Below are 15,372 nucleotides of genomic sequence, written 5' to 3'. Positions count from 1 at the left end.
AATGCGCTGGCGCATTGCCAGCTGGCGATGGATATTCCACCAACGGGCCTGCCGCTTCAAGCGTCTGAAAAGCATCGGGCCCGCACGTGGCGGGCCCGGTGTTCATCGTGAAGGCAGGGCTCAGGCGGCGTCGCCGACCGGTTCCATTGCCTTGGCCGGAGCCAGGTTGAACGCCTTGTACAGTACCACCAGCAGCACCAGGAAGGCCGGGCCCACGTAGAGCGCGACGCGGGTGTCGGGGAAGTAGGCCATCAGTCCGACCACCAGCACCAGGAAGGCCATGGCCAGGTAGGAACTCAGCGGGAACAGCCACATGCGGTACTGCAGCTTGTCCTGCTCGGCGGGGGTGAGGCTGCGGCGGAACTTCATCTGTGCCAGCAGGATCATCGCCCAGGTCCAGATGGCGCCGAAGGTAGCGATCGAGGTCACCCAGACGAACACTTTCTCCGGCACCAGGTAGTTGGCCAGCACGCCCAGCAGCAGGGCGACGCCGGACACCAGCAGCGCGCGGCGCGGCACGCCGTTGGAGGTGACGGCGAAGGCACGCGGCGCCTGGCCTTGCTGGGCCAGGCTGTAGAGCATGCGGCCGGTGCTGAAGATGCCGCCGTTGCAGGACGACAGTGCAGCGGTGATCACCACGAAGTTGATGATGCCGGCGGCGGTCTTGATGCCGAGGCTTTCGAAGGTCATCACGAAGGGGCTGCCCTGGGAACCGATCTCGTTCCACGGATAGATGGAAAGGATCACGAACAGCGCGCCGACATAGAACAACAGGATGCGCCAGAACACCGAGCCGATGGCCTGGGGAATGGTCTTCTGCGGGTTCTTCGCTTCGCCGGCGGTCAGGCCGATCATCTCCACGCCCAGGTAGGCGAACATCACCATCTGCAGCGACATCAGCACGCCTTGCACACCATTGGGCATGAAGCCGCCGTGTTCCCAGAGGTTGGAGATGCCGGTGGCGATCCCGTGGTTGCCGAGGCCAAAGACGATCATGCCGGCGCCGGCCACCACCATCGCGACGATGGTGACGATCTTGATCAGGGCGAACCAGAACTCGAATTCACCGAAGGCACGCACGGCGATCAGGTTCACCCCGCCCATGCTGATCAGCGCCGCGAGGGCCCAGATCCAGCGCGGCACTTCGGGGAACCAGACGCCCATATAGATAGCCACGGCGGTAATTTCCGCCACGCAGGTCACCAGCCAGAGGAACCAGTAGTTCCAGCCAGTGAGAAAGCCCGCCAGCGGGCCGAGGTAGTCCTGGGCGTAGCGGCTGAAGGAGCCGGCCACCGGGTTATGCACAGCCATCTCGCCGAGGGCGCGCATGATCACCAGGATGGCGAGCCCGCCGATGATGTAGGAGAGCATGATGGCCGGACCGGCCATCTGGATGGCCTTGGCCGAGCCGAGGAACAGGCCGACGCCAATGCAGGCGCCCAGGGCCATCAGGCGGATGTGACGCTCACCGAGGTCTCGGTGCAGCGATTCATGTTGTGGCTGATGATCAGCAACCGACATGGGGGGTACCTCATCTTGTAGTTGTCGAGGAGTCAGCCGCGCAGCCGAAAAGCCGGGTCGTGGTAACGACCCTTGGCCGCCTGGAAGTCCCGTCCTTGTGGGGCGGAACAGGCCGGCGGGCGCACACGCGTCCGAGATCGGCGGCGAGTCTTGCACAAAGATGAAGCGACGTCATGCCTACTTTTGGTGCACATCCGTACCGGAGGACGCGGGAAAGGCGGCAATGCATGCCTTCGCCCCAAAAGGCCGGATAGGTTCGCCAGGATGGCCCGCGTGAAGGCCGGAAACCCCGGAATCGCCCATGGGCCTTCAGCCGAACGGTCGCTGCGGCGGGAATTTCCGCTCAGGGTCTGGCCTCGATCAGCAACGACAGCGGTTCGCCGGTACCCGGATGGGCCGGCTCGCGCAGGGCCTCGATGTGGTAGCCGCTGCCGTGCAGCAACTCGCACCAGGATTCCAGGGTGCGGAAGTACCAGGGCATGGGCTCGGGGAATTCGCCACCGAAGGCGTCGAAGGTTTCGCGGCGCCAGCCATTGCGGTAGCCCTGCTCGCCTCGGGCCTGCCAGGGGTGGACGGTCTGGACCAGCAATGCGCCCTCCTCCGCCAGCGACTCGCGCAGGGCCATGAGCAACGGTTCCAGCTGCTCCTCGAACAGCGAGAAATTGCACACCACTACGTCGAACCTGCCCAACTGGCCAGGGTCGGCCTGCAATTGCGCGTAATCCAGGCAACGGAACTCACCGCCGGCCGCCCGCGCCGCCTCCACCAGGGGCGCCGAAGCATCGATGCCCAGCACCGCAAACCCGTGCCCGGCCAGCGTCCGGCTCAGCCATCCTTCGCCGCATCCGAGGTCCAGCACCCGCGTCGGCCGACGGGCCAGCACGGCCTCGATGATGGCCCGGTCAGTAGCCAATTGCCTGCTTTCGATACGACGTTCCCTCACCGCACGAGTCCAAGCTAGAGCGTTGGCACGCCAGCTGTGGTCGAGTTGCATCCGATTGTCGCCTGTCATTGATTCGCTCCTGTTTTGCCGCCACTCCGCCATGCAGCCAGCCGGTGAGCTACTAAGATTGCAAGCAAGAGCGGCAACAGGCCAGGCCGGTGGACTATGGGCGCAATATGGCAATCCGACACGACAAGGAAAGAGGCACCCCAAGGCCCTCTCTACGGAGCGGGCGTTCCGCCGGAAAAGCCGCCGCGCCGTAAGCACCGCCTCCTGTTCTGGAGCATCTTCCTGGTGACCGCCGGGATCGTCGGCGTTGCCGCCACCCACGAAATGCAGACCTCACGCCTCCAGGCCAGGGAAATCAGCCGCTACGCCGCAACGCTCAGCTACAAGCTCGAGGATGGCCCCAGTAAATCCATTCGCTACCCCGGTGATGGCCCGTTCGACCGCCGCCTGGGCTACGCCTCCCTGCCGCAAATGCTCGACCGCCTGGAAAAACGCGGCTATCAGGTCCAGCGACAGACGCGCTTCTCCCCGGCACTGATCAGCTATGTCGAACACGGCTTGTTCCCGCCTTATCGCGAGAAGATCCAGGCCGGCATCAACATCTGTGATTGCCGCGGCCTGCCCTTCTACCAGTTCAGTTATCCGCAACAGCGTTATCCGGACTTCACCAGTATTCCGCCGCTGCTGGTCAGCAGCCTGCTGTTCATCGAGAACCGCAAGTTGCTGGACCGCGAAACGCCCCTGGCCAACCCGGCCGTAGACTGGCCACGTTTTTCCAAGGCCGCGCTGACCCAGGTGGGCAAGGCCATCGACTTCGACGGCCAGTCGGCCGGCGGCAGCACCCTGGCCACCCAATTGGAGAAATACCGCCACTCGCCCTTCGGCCGCACCGTTTCCGCCTCCGAGAAGATTCGCCAGATGGTCTCCGCCAGCGTGCGTGCCTACCAGCAAGGCCCACAAACCCTGGCGGCGCGCGAACGCATCGTCATGGACTACCTGAACAGCGTGCCGCTTTCGGCAGCACCGGGGCACGGCGAGGTGCACGGCATCGCCGACGGCCTGCGGGTGTGGTACGGCGCCGACTTCAACCGGGTCAACAGGACCCTTGCGGACGACAACAGCAACCTGGCCGAACGCGGCCTGGCCATGCGCCAGGTGCTCTCGCTGTTCATCGCCCAGCGTCGCCCCTCCTATTACCTGTCCAGCGCCCATGAAGAGCTGAACGCCCTCACCGACAGCCATATCCGCGTGCTGGCCGGCGCAGGCATCATCGATACGCCGCTGCGCGACGCCGCCCTCGGCGCCAAGCTGCGTTTCCGCAACTGGGTGGAAGAACCGGCAATCCAGGCGGTGGAGGCGAACAAGGGCATCAGCGTCGCCCGCAGCCGTCTCTCGGGCATGTTGAACATGCCGCTCTACGACCTCGACCGCCTCGACCTGACCGCCAGCAGCACCTTGCAGAGTGAATTGCAGAACGCCGTCACGGAGTACCTGCGTCACCTGGCCGATCCGGCCTTCGCCGAGCAGGTGGGCCTCTATGGCGAACGCCTGCTGTCACCGGAGAAGACCCGCGAGGTGCGCTACAGCTTCACCCTCTTCGAGCGCACGCCTTCGGGCAACCGCGTGCGCGTGCAGACCGACAACACCGACCAGCCCTTCGACATCAACGAGGGCAGCAAGCTGGAACTGGGCTCCACCGCCAAGCTGCGGGTGCTGGCCACCTACCTGGAGAACGTCGCCACCCTGCATGAACGCTATGCCGGCCTGCCCGTGGCCGAGCTGCGCAAGGTGCAGGTGGACCCGCTCGACTTCATCAGCCGCTGGGCCATCGACTACCTGATCCAGACCAAGGACCGCGACCTCAGCGCGATGCTCCAGGCGGCCCTGGAGCGCACCTACTCCGCCAGCCCCTACGAAGCCTTTTTCACCGGCGGCGGGCTGCACACTTTCAACAACTTCCGCAAGGAGGACAACGGCCGCCGCCCCTCCCTGCGCGATGCACTGCGTGAATCCATCAACCTGCCGTTCGTGCGCCTGTTGCGCGATGTGGTGCGGCACGACATGTACCGTCCCGACGGCGGCAAGATGCAGCTCCTGACCGACGACAAGGACCCGCGCCGCCAGGGTTACCTGGACCTGTTCGTCTCCCGCGAAAGCCAGACCTACCTGCGCCGCTTCTGGAACAAATACCAGGGCAAGGATGCGGAACAGCGCCTGGCCACCTTCCTCGACGGCCTCAACCCCTGGGGCGCGCGGATGGCCGCCATCCACCGCTACCTGCAGCCCCAGGCCGACATGGCCACCTTCGCCGCGTTCATGCGCGAACGGGTGCCCAAGGCCAACCCACCGCTGACCGACAAGCGCATCGAAGATCTCTACACGCGCTACGGACCGGGCGCCTTCAACCTCAACGACCAGGGCTACGTGGCCCGCGTCCACCCGCTGGAGCTCTGGTTGCTCGGTTACCTGCAGGCGCACCCGACGGCGACCTACCGCGACGCCGTGGAAGCCAGTGGCGACGAGCGCCGCGAGGTCTATGGCTGGCTGTTCAAGTCCAAGCGCAAGTACGCCCGCGACAAGCGCATCCGCATCATGCTGGAAGTGGAGGCCTTCCTCGACATCCACGAGCACTGGAAGTCCCTGGGTTACCCCTTCGACCACCTGGTGCCGTCGCTGGCCACCGCCCTGGGCAGCTCCGGCGACCGTCCGGCGGCACTGGCCGAACTCATGGGCATCATCCTCAACGACGGCGTGCGCCAGTCCACCCTGCGCATCGACCAGCTCCACTTCGCCGCCGACACCCCTTACGAAACCCTGGTGGGGCATCAGACCAGCGAAGGCAAACGGGTGATGACCTCGGAAGTCGCCGCCACCCTGCGCGACGCCCTCTCCAAGGTGGTGGAAGGCGGCACCGCACGGCGCCTGCAAGGCAGTTTCACCCTGCCCGACGGCCAGCCGCTGGTCATGGGCGGCAAGACCGGCACCGGCGACAACCGCATCCAGACGGTGACCCGCTGGGGCACGGTGAAGAGCTCCAAGGCGATGAACCGCACCGCTACCTTCGTCTTCTACCTGGGCCCGCGCCACTTCGGCACCCTCACCGCCTTCGTCGAAGGCAGCCAGGCCGACAAGTTCAGCTTCACCTCCGCCCTGCCCGTGCAGGTGCTCAAAGGCATGGCGCCGATCCTCCAGCCCTACCTCGTCCCTGGCCAGAACACCCAGTGCCAGGACCTGGCGCCGGCGGTGCAGGTAAGCAGGCGGTAACGAAGGTTGGTGCTTGCCTCGCAGGGTGTGCCATGCGCACCGGCTCTCGTTCGGAAGCTGGTGCTGAACGCAGCGCCCCCTACCTCAATCCCGATACCCCGATGACGATCAGCACCACCGATACCAGCTTGGTCGGCGTCAGCGCCTCGCCCAGCAGGAGGAAGCCCAGCAGCACGGTGCCCAACGTGCCGAAGGCGGTCCAGATGGGATAGGCGATGCTCACCGGCAGCACCCGCATGGACAGAGTCAGGAACCAGATCCCGGCCACGGCGGCCACCACCACCAGCAGGCTGGGCCAGGGCCGGGTAAAGCCTTCGGCGTACTTCATGCCCATGGCGAACAACACCTCGAAGAACGCCGCTACCAGCAGGAATATCCAGGCCATGGCCGTCTCCTCAGAAAGACTCCGCCAGGTCCGCCAGGGTCCGCTCAGCCCGCTGGTAGGACTGCGCGAAGGCCTCACCGCCGAACTCGTCGTTTTCCACCGCCACCACCGTCACGTCGGTGATGCCGATGTAACCCAGCACCGTGCGCAGGTAGACGTCGGCGTGGTTCATGTGGGCGTTGGCGCCGCCCGGGCCGTAACCCTGGTCACCACGGGTGGTGATGATCAGCGCCTTGCGCCCCAGCACCAGCGGGGTATAGGGGTTGCCCTGCGTGTTCGGGTCGAAGTCGAAGGTGCGGCGAATGCGCACGATCTGGTCGACCCAGGCCTTGACCCCGCTGGGTACGCCGAAGTTGTACATGGGTGCGGAAATCACCAGGCAGTCGGCGGCGAACAGCTCATCCACCAGCAGGTCGCTCACGGCAAGGTCGGCCTTCATCACTTCGGTGCGTGCCTCGGGTTCCGGATGGAACGCCGCGGCGATCCAGCCCTCGGTGACCGCCGGAATCGCCACCCGTCCCACTTCGCGACGCAGGACCTGGCGGCCGGCCCCGCGCGCCTGCCAGGCCTTGAGGAAAGACTCCTGCAGGCGACGGGAATGGGAGCGCTCGCCACGAGGGCTGCCTTGCACGGAAAGAATAGTGCTCATCTCAATCTCCTTGACGACTGTGCTTCCAGAAGCACATGAATTGGCTGAAACTCAGGTACTAAGCTAGTTACGCCAGCCATCCCGGACAAATGAGCATTTGTTCACCTGGATGAATCTATTTCACCCATGGAGCTTTCCATGTTTTCCAGCCTGCCCCTCACCGCCCTGCGCACCTTCGAGTCCGCCGCGCGCCTGTCCAGCTTCAAGGCCGCAGCCCAAGAGCTGGCCGTGACGCCCACGGCGGTGTCCCATCAGATTCGCGGCCTGGAAAGCTGGCTGGGGGTGCCGCTGTTCCAGCGCCTGCCACGCAGCGTGCGCCTCACCGATTGCGGTCAGCGCCTGTTCGGCAGCCTCCACGGCGCCCTGCTGGAAGTCACCCAGACCCTCGACCAGCTGCGCCCGCATCGCAGCAGCGGCAATCTCACGCTTTCCACTACCCCGGCCTTCGCCGCCCTCTGGCTGATCCCCCGGCTTGGCCGCTTCTACGCCGAGCACCCGGAAATCAGCGTGCGCCTGGACACCAGCAATACCCTGATCGACCTGCACCAGGACGCCAGCGTCGACTTCGTCATCCGCTACGGCATGGGCGAATACCCCAACCTGCACAGCCAGTGCCTGCTGGACGAATGCTTCGGTGTCTATGGCTCACCCACGCTGCTGGCCAGCCTGGGCGACCGCCTGCCGCCCCTGATCACCATCCGCTGGCGCAACGCCCTGCTCTACGAACTGGGCTGGAAGGCCTGGTGCCAGGCGGCGGGCGAAGAGCGCCTCCTGGAAATCGCGCCGCAGCGGGAGTACGACGAAGAGCACTACGCCCTGCAAGCCGCCATCGCAGGCCAGGGCCTGGTACTGGCCAGCTCTGTTCTTGTATCCGAAAGCCTCGCCAGCGGCCTGCTGGCGCCCTACCGGCCGGAGGTCAGCGTAGCCGGGGCGGGCTACTCCACCCTGTGCGTACCTGGCCGGGAACGCCACCCGCCGGTCAAGGCCTTCTTCGACTGGCTGAGCCGGGAGGTGGGGTGACACGCGGAATACTTGCCGCCCTTGTAGGAGCGAATTTCATTCGCGAAAGGGGCGCGAAACGGTCCCAGCGACGTCCGGCAAAGGCGAATGAATTCTCTCCCACAGAAAAGGGCTCGCGATCCATCCGAACAAAATAACGAACACCCATCAAACCAAAATCCTCCCGCGACAAGCCACCACAGCCCATAATTTGCCTTCCACCAATCCGAACGGCTAATATAGCGTTCATTATGTTGAACACACTGATCCACCCCCTCCACTTCGCCCGCCTTGCTTCCCGCGAGCGCCACTGGACTGGCGACCTGTAGCCCCTCCCCCGCCTCATTGCCGTGGAAACGTCGGGCACCCCCAACATTCCATGGTCAGGACTTCCTGCAAACACGTCATTCGCCTCCGGGCGAAGGGCCCTGCATGCCCAAGGGAGGGCACCATGCGTTCCTGGTTCTACCTGTTGGCCGCGATCCTTTTCGAAGTCGTCGGCACCACCTCGATGAAATTTGCCGCCGAACACGCCCCCGTGCTCGGCCACCTGTTGATGTACAGCCTGATCGGCCTGTCGTACTTCTTCCTCTCACTGGCGATCAAGCGTGTGCCCGTGGGGGTTGCCTACGCCCTCTGGGAAGGCATCGGCATCGTGCTGATCACCGTCATCAGCGTCACCTGGCTGGGTGAAAGCATCAGCCCCTGCAAGATGCTGGGCCTGGCTGTGATGATCGCCGGTATCCTGCTGATCAAGTCCGGCACCCGCGCCGCACACGAGGCCCGTGGCCAGGAGGTGCTGGCATGAACGGCGTGACCTGGATCCACTTCGCCTGGCTGGGCGCAGCCATCGCCCTGGAGGTACTGGCCAACGTCCTGCTCAAGTACTCCGACGGCTTCCGCCGTCGGCTGCTGGGGGGCACTTCGCTGCTCTGCATCCTGGCGGCCTTCACCGCCCTGGCGCAGGCGGTACGCGGCATCGACCTGTCGCTGGCCTACGCCATCTGGGGTGGCTTCGGCATCCTCGCCACCGTAGCCATCGGCTGGACGCTGTTCGGTCAGCGCCTGGCGCGACGTGGGTGGCTGGGGCTGGGATTGCTGCTGGTGGGGATGGGATTGCTGAAGCTGGCCTGAAGGACGGAAGCGTCCGGAAGCTCGGTCCCGCAGAGTGGATCACGCTTCACCGATATCCACCATGGGTGTTGGGCCTGGCCCACGTTGGGGGATGCGAAAGGCGACATCCACGAGTGCCACTTGCGGGAGCGAATTCATTCGCGATTGAAATCACCCACACCAGCCGCCTGAAACGACTCGCCCCCACAGGAACCACAGTCCTGTGGGGGCGAATTCAATCACTGAGCCAGGCTGGCGTCCTGTCCCGATCAGCCCTTCGCGGCAGCCGAGACGATCAGCTGTTTCATCTCCACCACCGCCTGCTTGAAGCCAACGAAAAGCGCGTGTGCCACCAGGGCGTGGCCAATGTTCAGTTCGTTGATGCCGGGGATTGCAGCCACCGGCTCGACGTTGTGGTAATGCAGGCCATGGCCGGCGTTGACGATCAGGCCGAGCTTGAGACCCAGGGCCACGCCCTCCTGGATGCGCTGCAGCTCGCGGGCGGCTTCTTCCGGGGTATGGGCGTCGGCATAGCGGCCGGTATGCAGCTCGATGGCCGGAGCACCTACGCGGTGGGAGGCCTCGATCTGTCGCGGGTCAGCGTCGATGAACAGGGAAACCTCGCTGCCCAACTTGGCCAGGCGCTCCACCGCGGCCCTGATACGTGCTTCCTGGCCGGCGACGTCAAGGCCACCTTCGGTGGTCAGCTCCTGACGGGTTTCGGGGACCAGGCAGAGATGCTCGGGGCGGATTTCCTCGGCGAAGACCATCATTTCCTCGGTCACACCCATCTCGAAGTTCATGCGGGTCTGCAGCACTTCCTTGAGCAGGCGTACGTCACGCTCCTGGATGTGACGGCGGTCCTCGCGCAGATGAACGGTGATGCCGTCGGCACCGGCTTCCTCTGCGTCCAGGGCCGCCTTGACTGGGTCCGGGTAACGGGTGCCGCGGGCCTGACGGAGGGTGGCGACGTGGTCGATATTGACACCGAGAAGTACGCGGTTGGCTTCAGTCACGGGGAGGTTCCTTGATCGTCATGAATAGCTCGCGGCTGACCAGTGGCCGGCCGCCCAAGTGAGGTGCCAGGGCCTGGCGCATCAGGCGCTTGGCCGCGCCGAGTGCGCCCGGGGCGCTCCAGTCGGCTTCGGCCAGGGCGAGGAGCTCACGACCCTGGAACAGGCCGGGCTGCAACTGCGCCACCGGCTCCAGCCCGGCATCGGGCTGCAGGCGGTAGATGCCGTCAGGGGCGATGGGATGCCCGGCCAGGTCCGTATCCAGGGCGAAACCATAGCCCAGCTCGTCCAGCAGGCGCCATTCGAACGCGCGCAGCAGCGGTTCCAGCGGACGGTTGGCGGCAAGCGCCTGGAGAGTTGCGGCGTAATGCTCGAATAGCGCGGGCTGCGGGTCTTCGGCGGGCAGCAGGCGAATCAGCAGTTCATTGAGGTAGAGGCCGCTGAACAGCGCCTCGCCGGCAAGCAGGTTGGGGATGCCGGCACTCTCCAGGCGGCCTACGTTCTTCAGCTCGCCACGGCCGCGAAACTCCACTTCCAGCGGCAGGAAGGGCCGCGCCAGGGTGCCGGCCTTGCCACGGGCGCCACGCAGCACCGCACGCAGGCGCCCTTCGGGCGTGAAGAAGTCGACCAGCGCGCTGCTTTCCCGATAGGCCCTGCTGTGCAGGACGAACGCCGGCAGCGTCGCGCTGATCATGGAGAGGCTCAGAGGTCGTTGTAGCCCAGGGATCGCAGGGCACGCTCGTCGTCGGACCAGCCGCCCTTCACTTTCACCCAGAGATTGAGCATGACCTTGGAGTCGAACATGGTTTCCATGTCCTTGCGCGCTTCCTGGCCGATGCGCTTGATGCGCTCACCACCTTCGCCGATGATGATTTTCTTCTGGCCGTCGCGCTCCACCAGGATCAGGGCGTGGATGTGCAGGACATGACCTTCCTGCTTGAACTCTTCGATCTCCACGGTGATCTGGTAGGGCAGCTCGGCGCCCAGCTGGCGCATGATCTTCTCGCGCACCAGTTCGGCGGCGAGGAAACGGCTGCTGCGGTCGGTGATCTGGTCTTCCGGGAAGAAGTGATCGCCTTCCGGCAGGCGCTCGGCCACCAGGCGTTCCAGGGTGTCGAGATTGTGACCCTGGAGGGCGGAAATCGGGACCAGCTCGGCATTCGGGAGCTGCTCCTGAAGCCAGGACAGGTGCGGGATCAGGTCCCCCTTCTCGTCCATGCGATCGGTCTTGTTCACCGCGATCAGCACCGGACCCTGTACGTACTGCACGCGCTCCAGAACCAGCTGATCTTCCTCTGTCCAGCGGTCACGGTCGACCACGAAGACGACAACGTCGACATCCTTCAGAGCCGCCGAAGCGCTGCGGTTCATGTAGCGGTTCAGTGCCTTGTCGCTTTTCTTGTGCAGGCCGGGGGTGTCCACGTAGATCGCCTGGACATTGCCCTCGGTCTTGATGCCGAGCATGTTGTGGCGGGTGGTCTGCGGCTTGCGCGAGGTGATCGCCAGCTTTTGCCCGAGGATGTGGTTGAGCAGCGTGGACTTGCCCACATTGGGGCGGCCGACGATGGCAACGTAGCCGCAGCGGGGGGTATCGATATCAGTCATTGCCATTCTCCACACCAAGGGCGACCAGGGCGGCGGCCGCGGCCACCTGTTCAGCGATACGGCGGCTGGCGCCCTGGCCCTGGGTCTTGTCATTCAGCAGGGTGACCTGGCACTCGACGAAGAACGTCCGGCAGTGCGGTTCACCCTGGATATCCACCACTTCATAGCGTGGCAATTCACAGGCCCGGGATTGCAGGAATTCCTGCAGGCGGGTCTTCGGGTCCTTGTTGGTATCCACCAGGGTCAGGCCTTCGAGCTCGTTGGCCAGCCAGGCGAGGACGCGCTCGCGCGCGGCCTCCATGCCGCAATCCAGGTAGATCGCGCCGATCAGCGCTTCCAGTGCGTCGGCAAGGATCGACTCGCGGCGGAAACCGCCACTCTTCAGCTCGCCCGAGCCCAGGCGCAGGTACTCGCCCAGCTCGAAGCCACGGGCCAGCAAGGCCAGGGTTTCGCCCTTCACCAGCCGCGCCCGAAGCCGCGACAACTGCCCCTCGCGCGCCTGCGGGAAGCGTGCGAACAGGGCTTCGCCGGCGACGAAGTTCAGAATCGCATCACCGAGGAACTCGAGGCGCTCGTTGTTGCGCCCCGCATAGCTGCGGTGGGTCAGGGCCAGAGTCATCAGACTCTGGTCCTTGAAGGTATAGCCGAGCTTACGCTCGAGACGGCTGAGGGATACGCTCACTGGACTCGCACACGGAATTCTTTGTCGAAGCGCACCACCAGATCGAGATTCTCGACCAGGGGCTCGCGTTTTTCATACTTGAGGTGGGCCTGGAACTCGTTGTTTTCCAGGGTCACCTTCAGCGCCTTGTCCAGGTCCAGGTCACGGATGCCGTTGACCTGCATACCCTTGGATACATGGCTGTAGAAGTCGGGAATGGTCCTGATTTCCAGGGCCTTTTCGGTTTCCACCGAACTGATGATCTTCTCCAGAGAGAAGAAATCGAGGTAATGCGGGATGATCTTGAAGGCGGTGCTGGCCAGGAAAGCCACTACGGCCAGGACCAGCAGCCAGCCCAGAACCGACATACCCTTCTGCTTACGCGCGAACGTCATGATCGACCTCAATGTCTGTGTTTTTATGGAGGCCGATTGGCCCGCAAGCAAGACTATATAGCGACTGCGGCGCTGTCATGAACAACGCCGCAAAACCGCGATGACGAGGGGACTGTCAGTGAATCAGGCCCACTCGGGAGAAGTTCGGCATATTGCGCAGCTTGGGATCGGGCCAGCTCATCCACACAGCGAACGCCTTGCCGACGATGTTGCGGTCCGGAACCATGCCCAGCAGATCCTTCGGGATACGGGGATCGCTCCAGTAGCGGCTGTCGTTGGAGTTGTCGCGGTTGTCGCCCATCATGAAGTAATGCCCCTGGGGCACCACCCACTCGCGGCCCGGCTCCATGCGGTAGCGCTTCATTTCCTTGCGAATCAGGTGCTCGGCTTCGCCGAGCTTTTCCTGGTAGAGCATGGCACTGCCCAGGGTGCCCGGCTCTTCGCCCAGCAGCTTTTCAGCCACCGGCTTACCATTGATGGTCAGGTGCTTGTCACTGCTGTAGGCGATGCGATCGCCCGGCAGGCCGATTACTCGCTTGATGTAGTTGATGTTCGGGTCGCTGGGGTAGCGGAACACCATGACATCGCCACGCTGCGGGTCCCCCACCTCGATCACCTTGTTGTCCAGCACCGGCAGGCGGATGCCATAGGCGAACTTGTTGACCAGGATGAAATCGCCCACTTCCAGGGTCGGCTTCATGGAGCCGGACGGGATCTGGAAGGGCTCGACCAGGAACGAACGCAGCACCAGCACGATGGCCAGCACGGGGAAGAAGGACTTCCCGTACTCCACCAGCAGCGGTTCCTTGTTCAACCTGTCGAGCACGTCCGGGTCGGGCTCGCCGACTTGCCCCTCGTAGGCAGCAATCGCGGAGCGCCGGCGCGGCGCCAGCAGAACCAGGTCGATAAGCGCGAGTACGCCGCAGACTGCCACGGCGATAACCAACAACAGCGGGAAATTGATCGACATAGACCCTAGCTATCCACTTTGAGCACAGCGAGGAAGGCTTCCTGCGGGATTTCCACGCTGCCGACCTGCTTCATCCGTTTCTTACCGGCCTTCTGCTTCTCCAGCAGTTTCTTCTTACGGCTGACGTCACCGCCGTAGCACTTGGCCAGAACGTTCTTCCTGAGCGCCTTTACAGTAGTACGTGCAACGATCTGTCCACCGATCGCCGCCTGGATCGCCACGTCGAACATCTGGCGCGGGATCAGTTCCTTCATCTTCTCGGTCAACGCGCGGCCTTTGTAGTGGGCCTGGTCGCGGTGCACGATGAGTGCCAGGGCATCGACCTTCTCGCCGTTGATCAGTACGTCCAGCTTCACCAGATTAGCCGGTTCGAAGCGATCGAAGCTGTAGTCCAGCGACGCATAGCCACGACTCACCGACTTCAGGCGGTCGAAGAAGTCCAGCACCACTTCGTTCATCGGCAGGTCGTAGCAAACCTGAACCTGGGAGCTGAGGAACTGCATGTCGCGCTGGACGCCACGCTTCTCGATGCACAGGGTGATAACGTTGCCGAGGTGCTCCTGGGGAACCAGGATGTTGGCACGCACAATGGGCTCGCGCATCTCGTCGATGGACGAGAGGTCGGGCAGTTTGGACGGGTTGTCGACGTAGATGATCTCGCCGTTCTTCTGCACGATTTCGAAGACTACGGTCGGTGCGGTGGTGATCAGGTCCAGGTCGTATTCGCGCTCCAGGCGCTCCTGGATGATCTCCATGTGCAGCATGCCGAGGAAGCCGATACGGAAACCGAAGCCCAGGGCCTCGGAGCTTTCCGGCTCGTATTGCAGCGCCGCGTCGTTCAGGGTCAGCTTCTGCAGGGCTTCGCGGAAGTCCTCGAAATCATCGGAGCTGACCGGGAACAGACCTGCGTAAACCTGCGGCTTGATGCGCTGGAAGCCCGGCAGTACGTCCACATCGGGCGTGCTGGACAAGGTCAGGGTATCGCCCACCGGGGCACCGTGAATGTCCTTGATACCGGCAATGATGAAACCCACTTCGCCGGCCTTGAGGTCAGGCATATCGGTGTGTTTCGGGGTGAATACGCCGACGCTGTCCACCTGGTGGACCTTGCCGGTGGACTTCACCAGGATCTTGTCGCCCTTCTTCACCCTGCCGTGCTTGACCCGCACCAGCGAGACCACGCCCAGGTAGTTGTCGAACCAGGAGTCGATGATCAGGGCCTGCAGCGGCGCGTCGATCTCGCCTTCCGGAGCCGGGATGACTTCCACCAGGCGCTCCAGCACGTCGATCACGCCCATGCCGCTCTTGGCGCTGCAGGGCACGGCGTCGGTAGCGTCGATGCCGATGATGTGTTCGATCTCTTCCTTCACCCGCTCCGGCTCGGCCTGGGGCAGGTCCATCTTGTTCAGCACCGGCATGACCTCGAGGCCCTGCTCGATGGCGGTGTAGCAGTTGGCCACGGACTGGGCTTCCACGCCCTGGCCGGCGTCCACCACCAGCAGTGCGCCTTCACAGGCCGCCAGGGAACGGCTGACCTCGTAGGTGAAGTCCACGTGGCCGGGGGTGTCGATGAAGTTCAGCTGGTAGGTCTTACCGCTCTGCGCCTTGTAATGCAGGGTGACGCTGTGGGCCTTGATGGTGATGCCACGCTCGCGTTCCAGATCCATGGAGTCCAGTACCTGGGCCTCCATCTCGCGGTCGGACAGGCCGCCGCACATCTGGATGAAGCGGTCTGCCAGGGTCGACTTGCCATGGTCGATGTGGGCGATGATGGAGAAATTGCGGATATGACTCAGGTCACTCACGGATGAACACTCGAAAAAGCCGCGAGCAGGCTGCTCGCCG

15 protein-coding genes are annotated in these 15,372 nt (G+C 64.0%); 4 read left to right on the top strand and 11 right to left on the bottom strand.

The genetic code is table 11. The features are described 5' to 3' along the window. Positions 1-120: 120 nt before the first annotated feature. Both FXN65_RS07410 and FXN65_RS07405 read right to left on the bottom strand, forming a co-directional pair. A complete protein-coding gene (locus FXN65_RS07410) occupies positions 121-1,521 on the bottom strand; it encodes an amino acid permease (protein ID WP_151132439.1) in 1,401 nt (466 codons plus the stop codon). Positions 1,522-1,864: 343 nt separating this feature from the next. Next, positions 1,865-2,533 carry a class I SAM-dependent methyltransferase gene (locus FXN65_RS07405; protein WP_151132438.1) on the bottom strand — a complete coding sequence of 223 codons (669 nt, stop codon included), beginning with the start codon at positions 2,531-2,533 and terminating at the stop codon, positions 1,865-1,867. Between the two features lie 96 nt (positions 2,534-2,629). On the opposite strand from FXN65_RS07405, the gene FXN65_RS07400 reads away from it, so the two are divergent. Next, positions 2,630-5,737 carry a transglycosylase domain-containing protein gene (locus tag FXN65_RS07400; protein WP_178119281.1) on the top strand — a complete coding sequence of 1,036 codons (3,108 nt, stop codon included), beginning with the start codon at positions 2,630-2,632 and terminating at the stop codon, positions 5,735-5,737. Between the two features lie 79 nt (positions 5,738-5,816). On the opposite strand, the gene FXN65_RS07395 is transcribed toward FXN65_RS07400, so the two are convergent. Next, positions 5,817-6,122 (bottom strand): DMT family transporter, encoded by a 306-nt coding sequence (locus FXN65_RS07395; RefSeq protein ID WP_151132437.1) that lies wholly within the window; start codon positions 6,120-6,122, stop codon positions 5,817-5,819. 10 nt (positions 6,123-6,132) lie between these two features. Then, the gene (locus tag FXN65_RS07390; RefSeq protein ID WP_151132436.1) at positions 6,133-6,771 is read right to left on the bottom strand and encodes an FMN-dependent NADH-azoreductase; all 639 of its coding nucleotides are present in this window, start codon (positions 6,769-6,771) and stop codon (positions 6,133-6,135) included. Positions 6,772-6,909: 138 nt separating this feature from the next. Here FXN65_RS07390 and FXN65_RS07385 point away from each other — a divergent pair, with 138 nt between their 5' ends. The 3 genes from FXN65_RS07385 to mdtI all read left to right on the top strand — a co-directional run bounded on the left by FXN65_RS07385 (position 6,910) and on the right by mdtI (position 8,904). Then, on the top strand, positions 6,910-7,791 hold the full coding sequence (locus FXN65_RS07385; protein ID WP_151132435.1) for a LysR substrate-binding domain-containing protein: 882 nt from the start codon (positions 6,910-6,912) through the stop codon (positions 7,789-7,791). Between the two features lie 430 nt (positions 7,792-8,221). Beyond that, complete coding sequence (locus FXN65_RS07380; RefSeq protein WP_151132434.1) at positions 8,222-8,578, top strand: SMR family transporter; 357 nt, start codon at positions 8,222-8,224, stop codon at positions 8,576-8,578. Further along, entirely contained in the window at positions 8,575-8,904 is a 330-nt protein-coding gene (mdtI, locus tag FXN65_RS07375; protein ID WP_151132433.1) for a multidrug/spermidine efflux SMR transporter subunit MdtI, read from the top strand. The genes FXN65_RS07380 and mdtI overlap by 4 nt, the downstream gene beginning before the upstream one ends. 248 nt (positions 8,905-9,152) lie before the next feature. Here mdtI and pdxJ read toward each other — a convergent pair whose 3' ends face one another. The 7 genes from pdxJ to lepA all read right to left on the bottom strand — a co-directional run bounded on the left by pdxJ (position 9,153) and on the right by lepA (position 15,332). Continuing rightward, positions 9,153-9,899 carry a pyridoxine 5'-phosphate synthase gene (gene pdxJ / locus FXN65_RS07370; RefSeq protein ID WP_151132432.1) on the bottom strand — a complete coding sequence of 249 codons (747 nt, stop codon included), beginning with the start codon at positions 9,897-9,899 and terminating at the stop codon, positions 9,153-9,155. Further along, on the bottom strand, positions 9,892-10,590 hold the full coding sequence (recO, locus tag FXN65_RS07365) for a DNA repair protein RecO (RefSeq protein WP_151132431.1): 699 nt from the start codon (positions 10,588-10,590) through the stop codon (positions 9,892-9,894). Before recO ends, pdxJ begins: the two co-directional genes overlap by 8 nt. Before the next feature lie 8 nt (positions 10,591-10,598). Further along, entirely contained in the window at positions 10,599-11,501 is a 903-nt protein-coding gene (gene era, locus FXN65_RS07360; protein WP_151132430.1) for a GTPase Era, read from the bottom strand. After that, a complete protein-coding gene (rnc, locus tag FXN65_RS07355; RefSeq protein WP_151132429.1) occupies positions 11,494-12,183 on the bottom strand; it encodes a ribonuclease III in 690 nt (229 codons plus the stop codon). Before rnc ends, era begins: the two co-directional genes overlap by 8 nt. Then, the gene (locus FXN65_RS07350; RefSeq protein ID WP_151132428.1) at positions 12,180-12,557 is read right to left on the bottom strand and encodes a DUF4845 domain-containing protein; all 378 of its coding nucleotides are present in this window, start codon (positions 12,555-12,557) and stop codon (positions 12,180-12,182) included. Before FXN65_RS07350 ends, rnc begins: the two co-directional genes overlap by 4 nt. A gap of 115 nt (positions 12,558-12,672) precedes the next feature. Then, complete coding sequence (gene lepB / locus FXN65_RS07345) at positions 12,673-13,527, bottom strand: signal peptidase I (RefSeq protein ID WP_151132427.1); 855 nt, start codon at positions 13,525-13,527, stop codon at positions 12,673-12,675. 5 nt (positions 13,528-13,532) lie between these two features. Next, positions 13,533-15,332, bottom strand: coding sequence for a translation elongation factor 4 (lepA, locus tag FXN65_RS07340; RefSeq protein WP_151132426.1), 1,800 nt, complete (start codon positions 15,330-15,332; stop codon positions 13,533-13,535). Between the last annotated feature and the right edge of the window lie 40 nt (positions 15,333-15,372).

This window comes from Pseudomonas lalkuanensis (assembly GCF_008807375.1).
Lineage (GTDB): Bacteria > Pseudomonadota > Gammaproteobacteria > Pseudomonadales > Pseudomonadaceae > Metapseudomonas > Metapseudomonas lalkuanensis.
The sequence above is the reverse complement of the archived record's forward strand: the minus strand, read 5'-3'. Positions and strand labels throughout refer to the sequence as shown.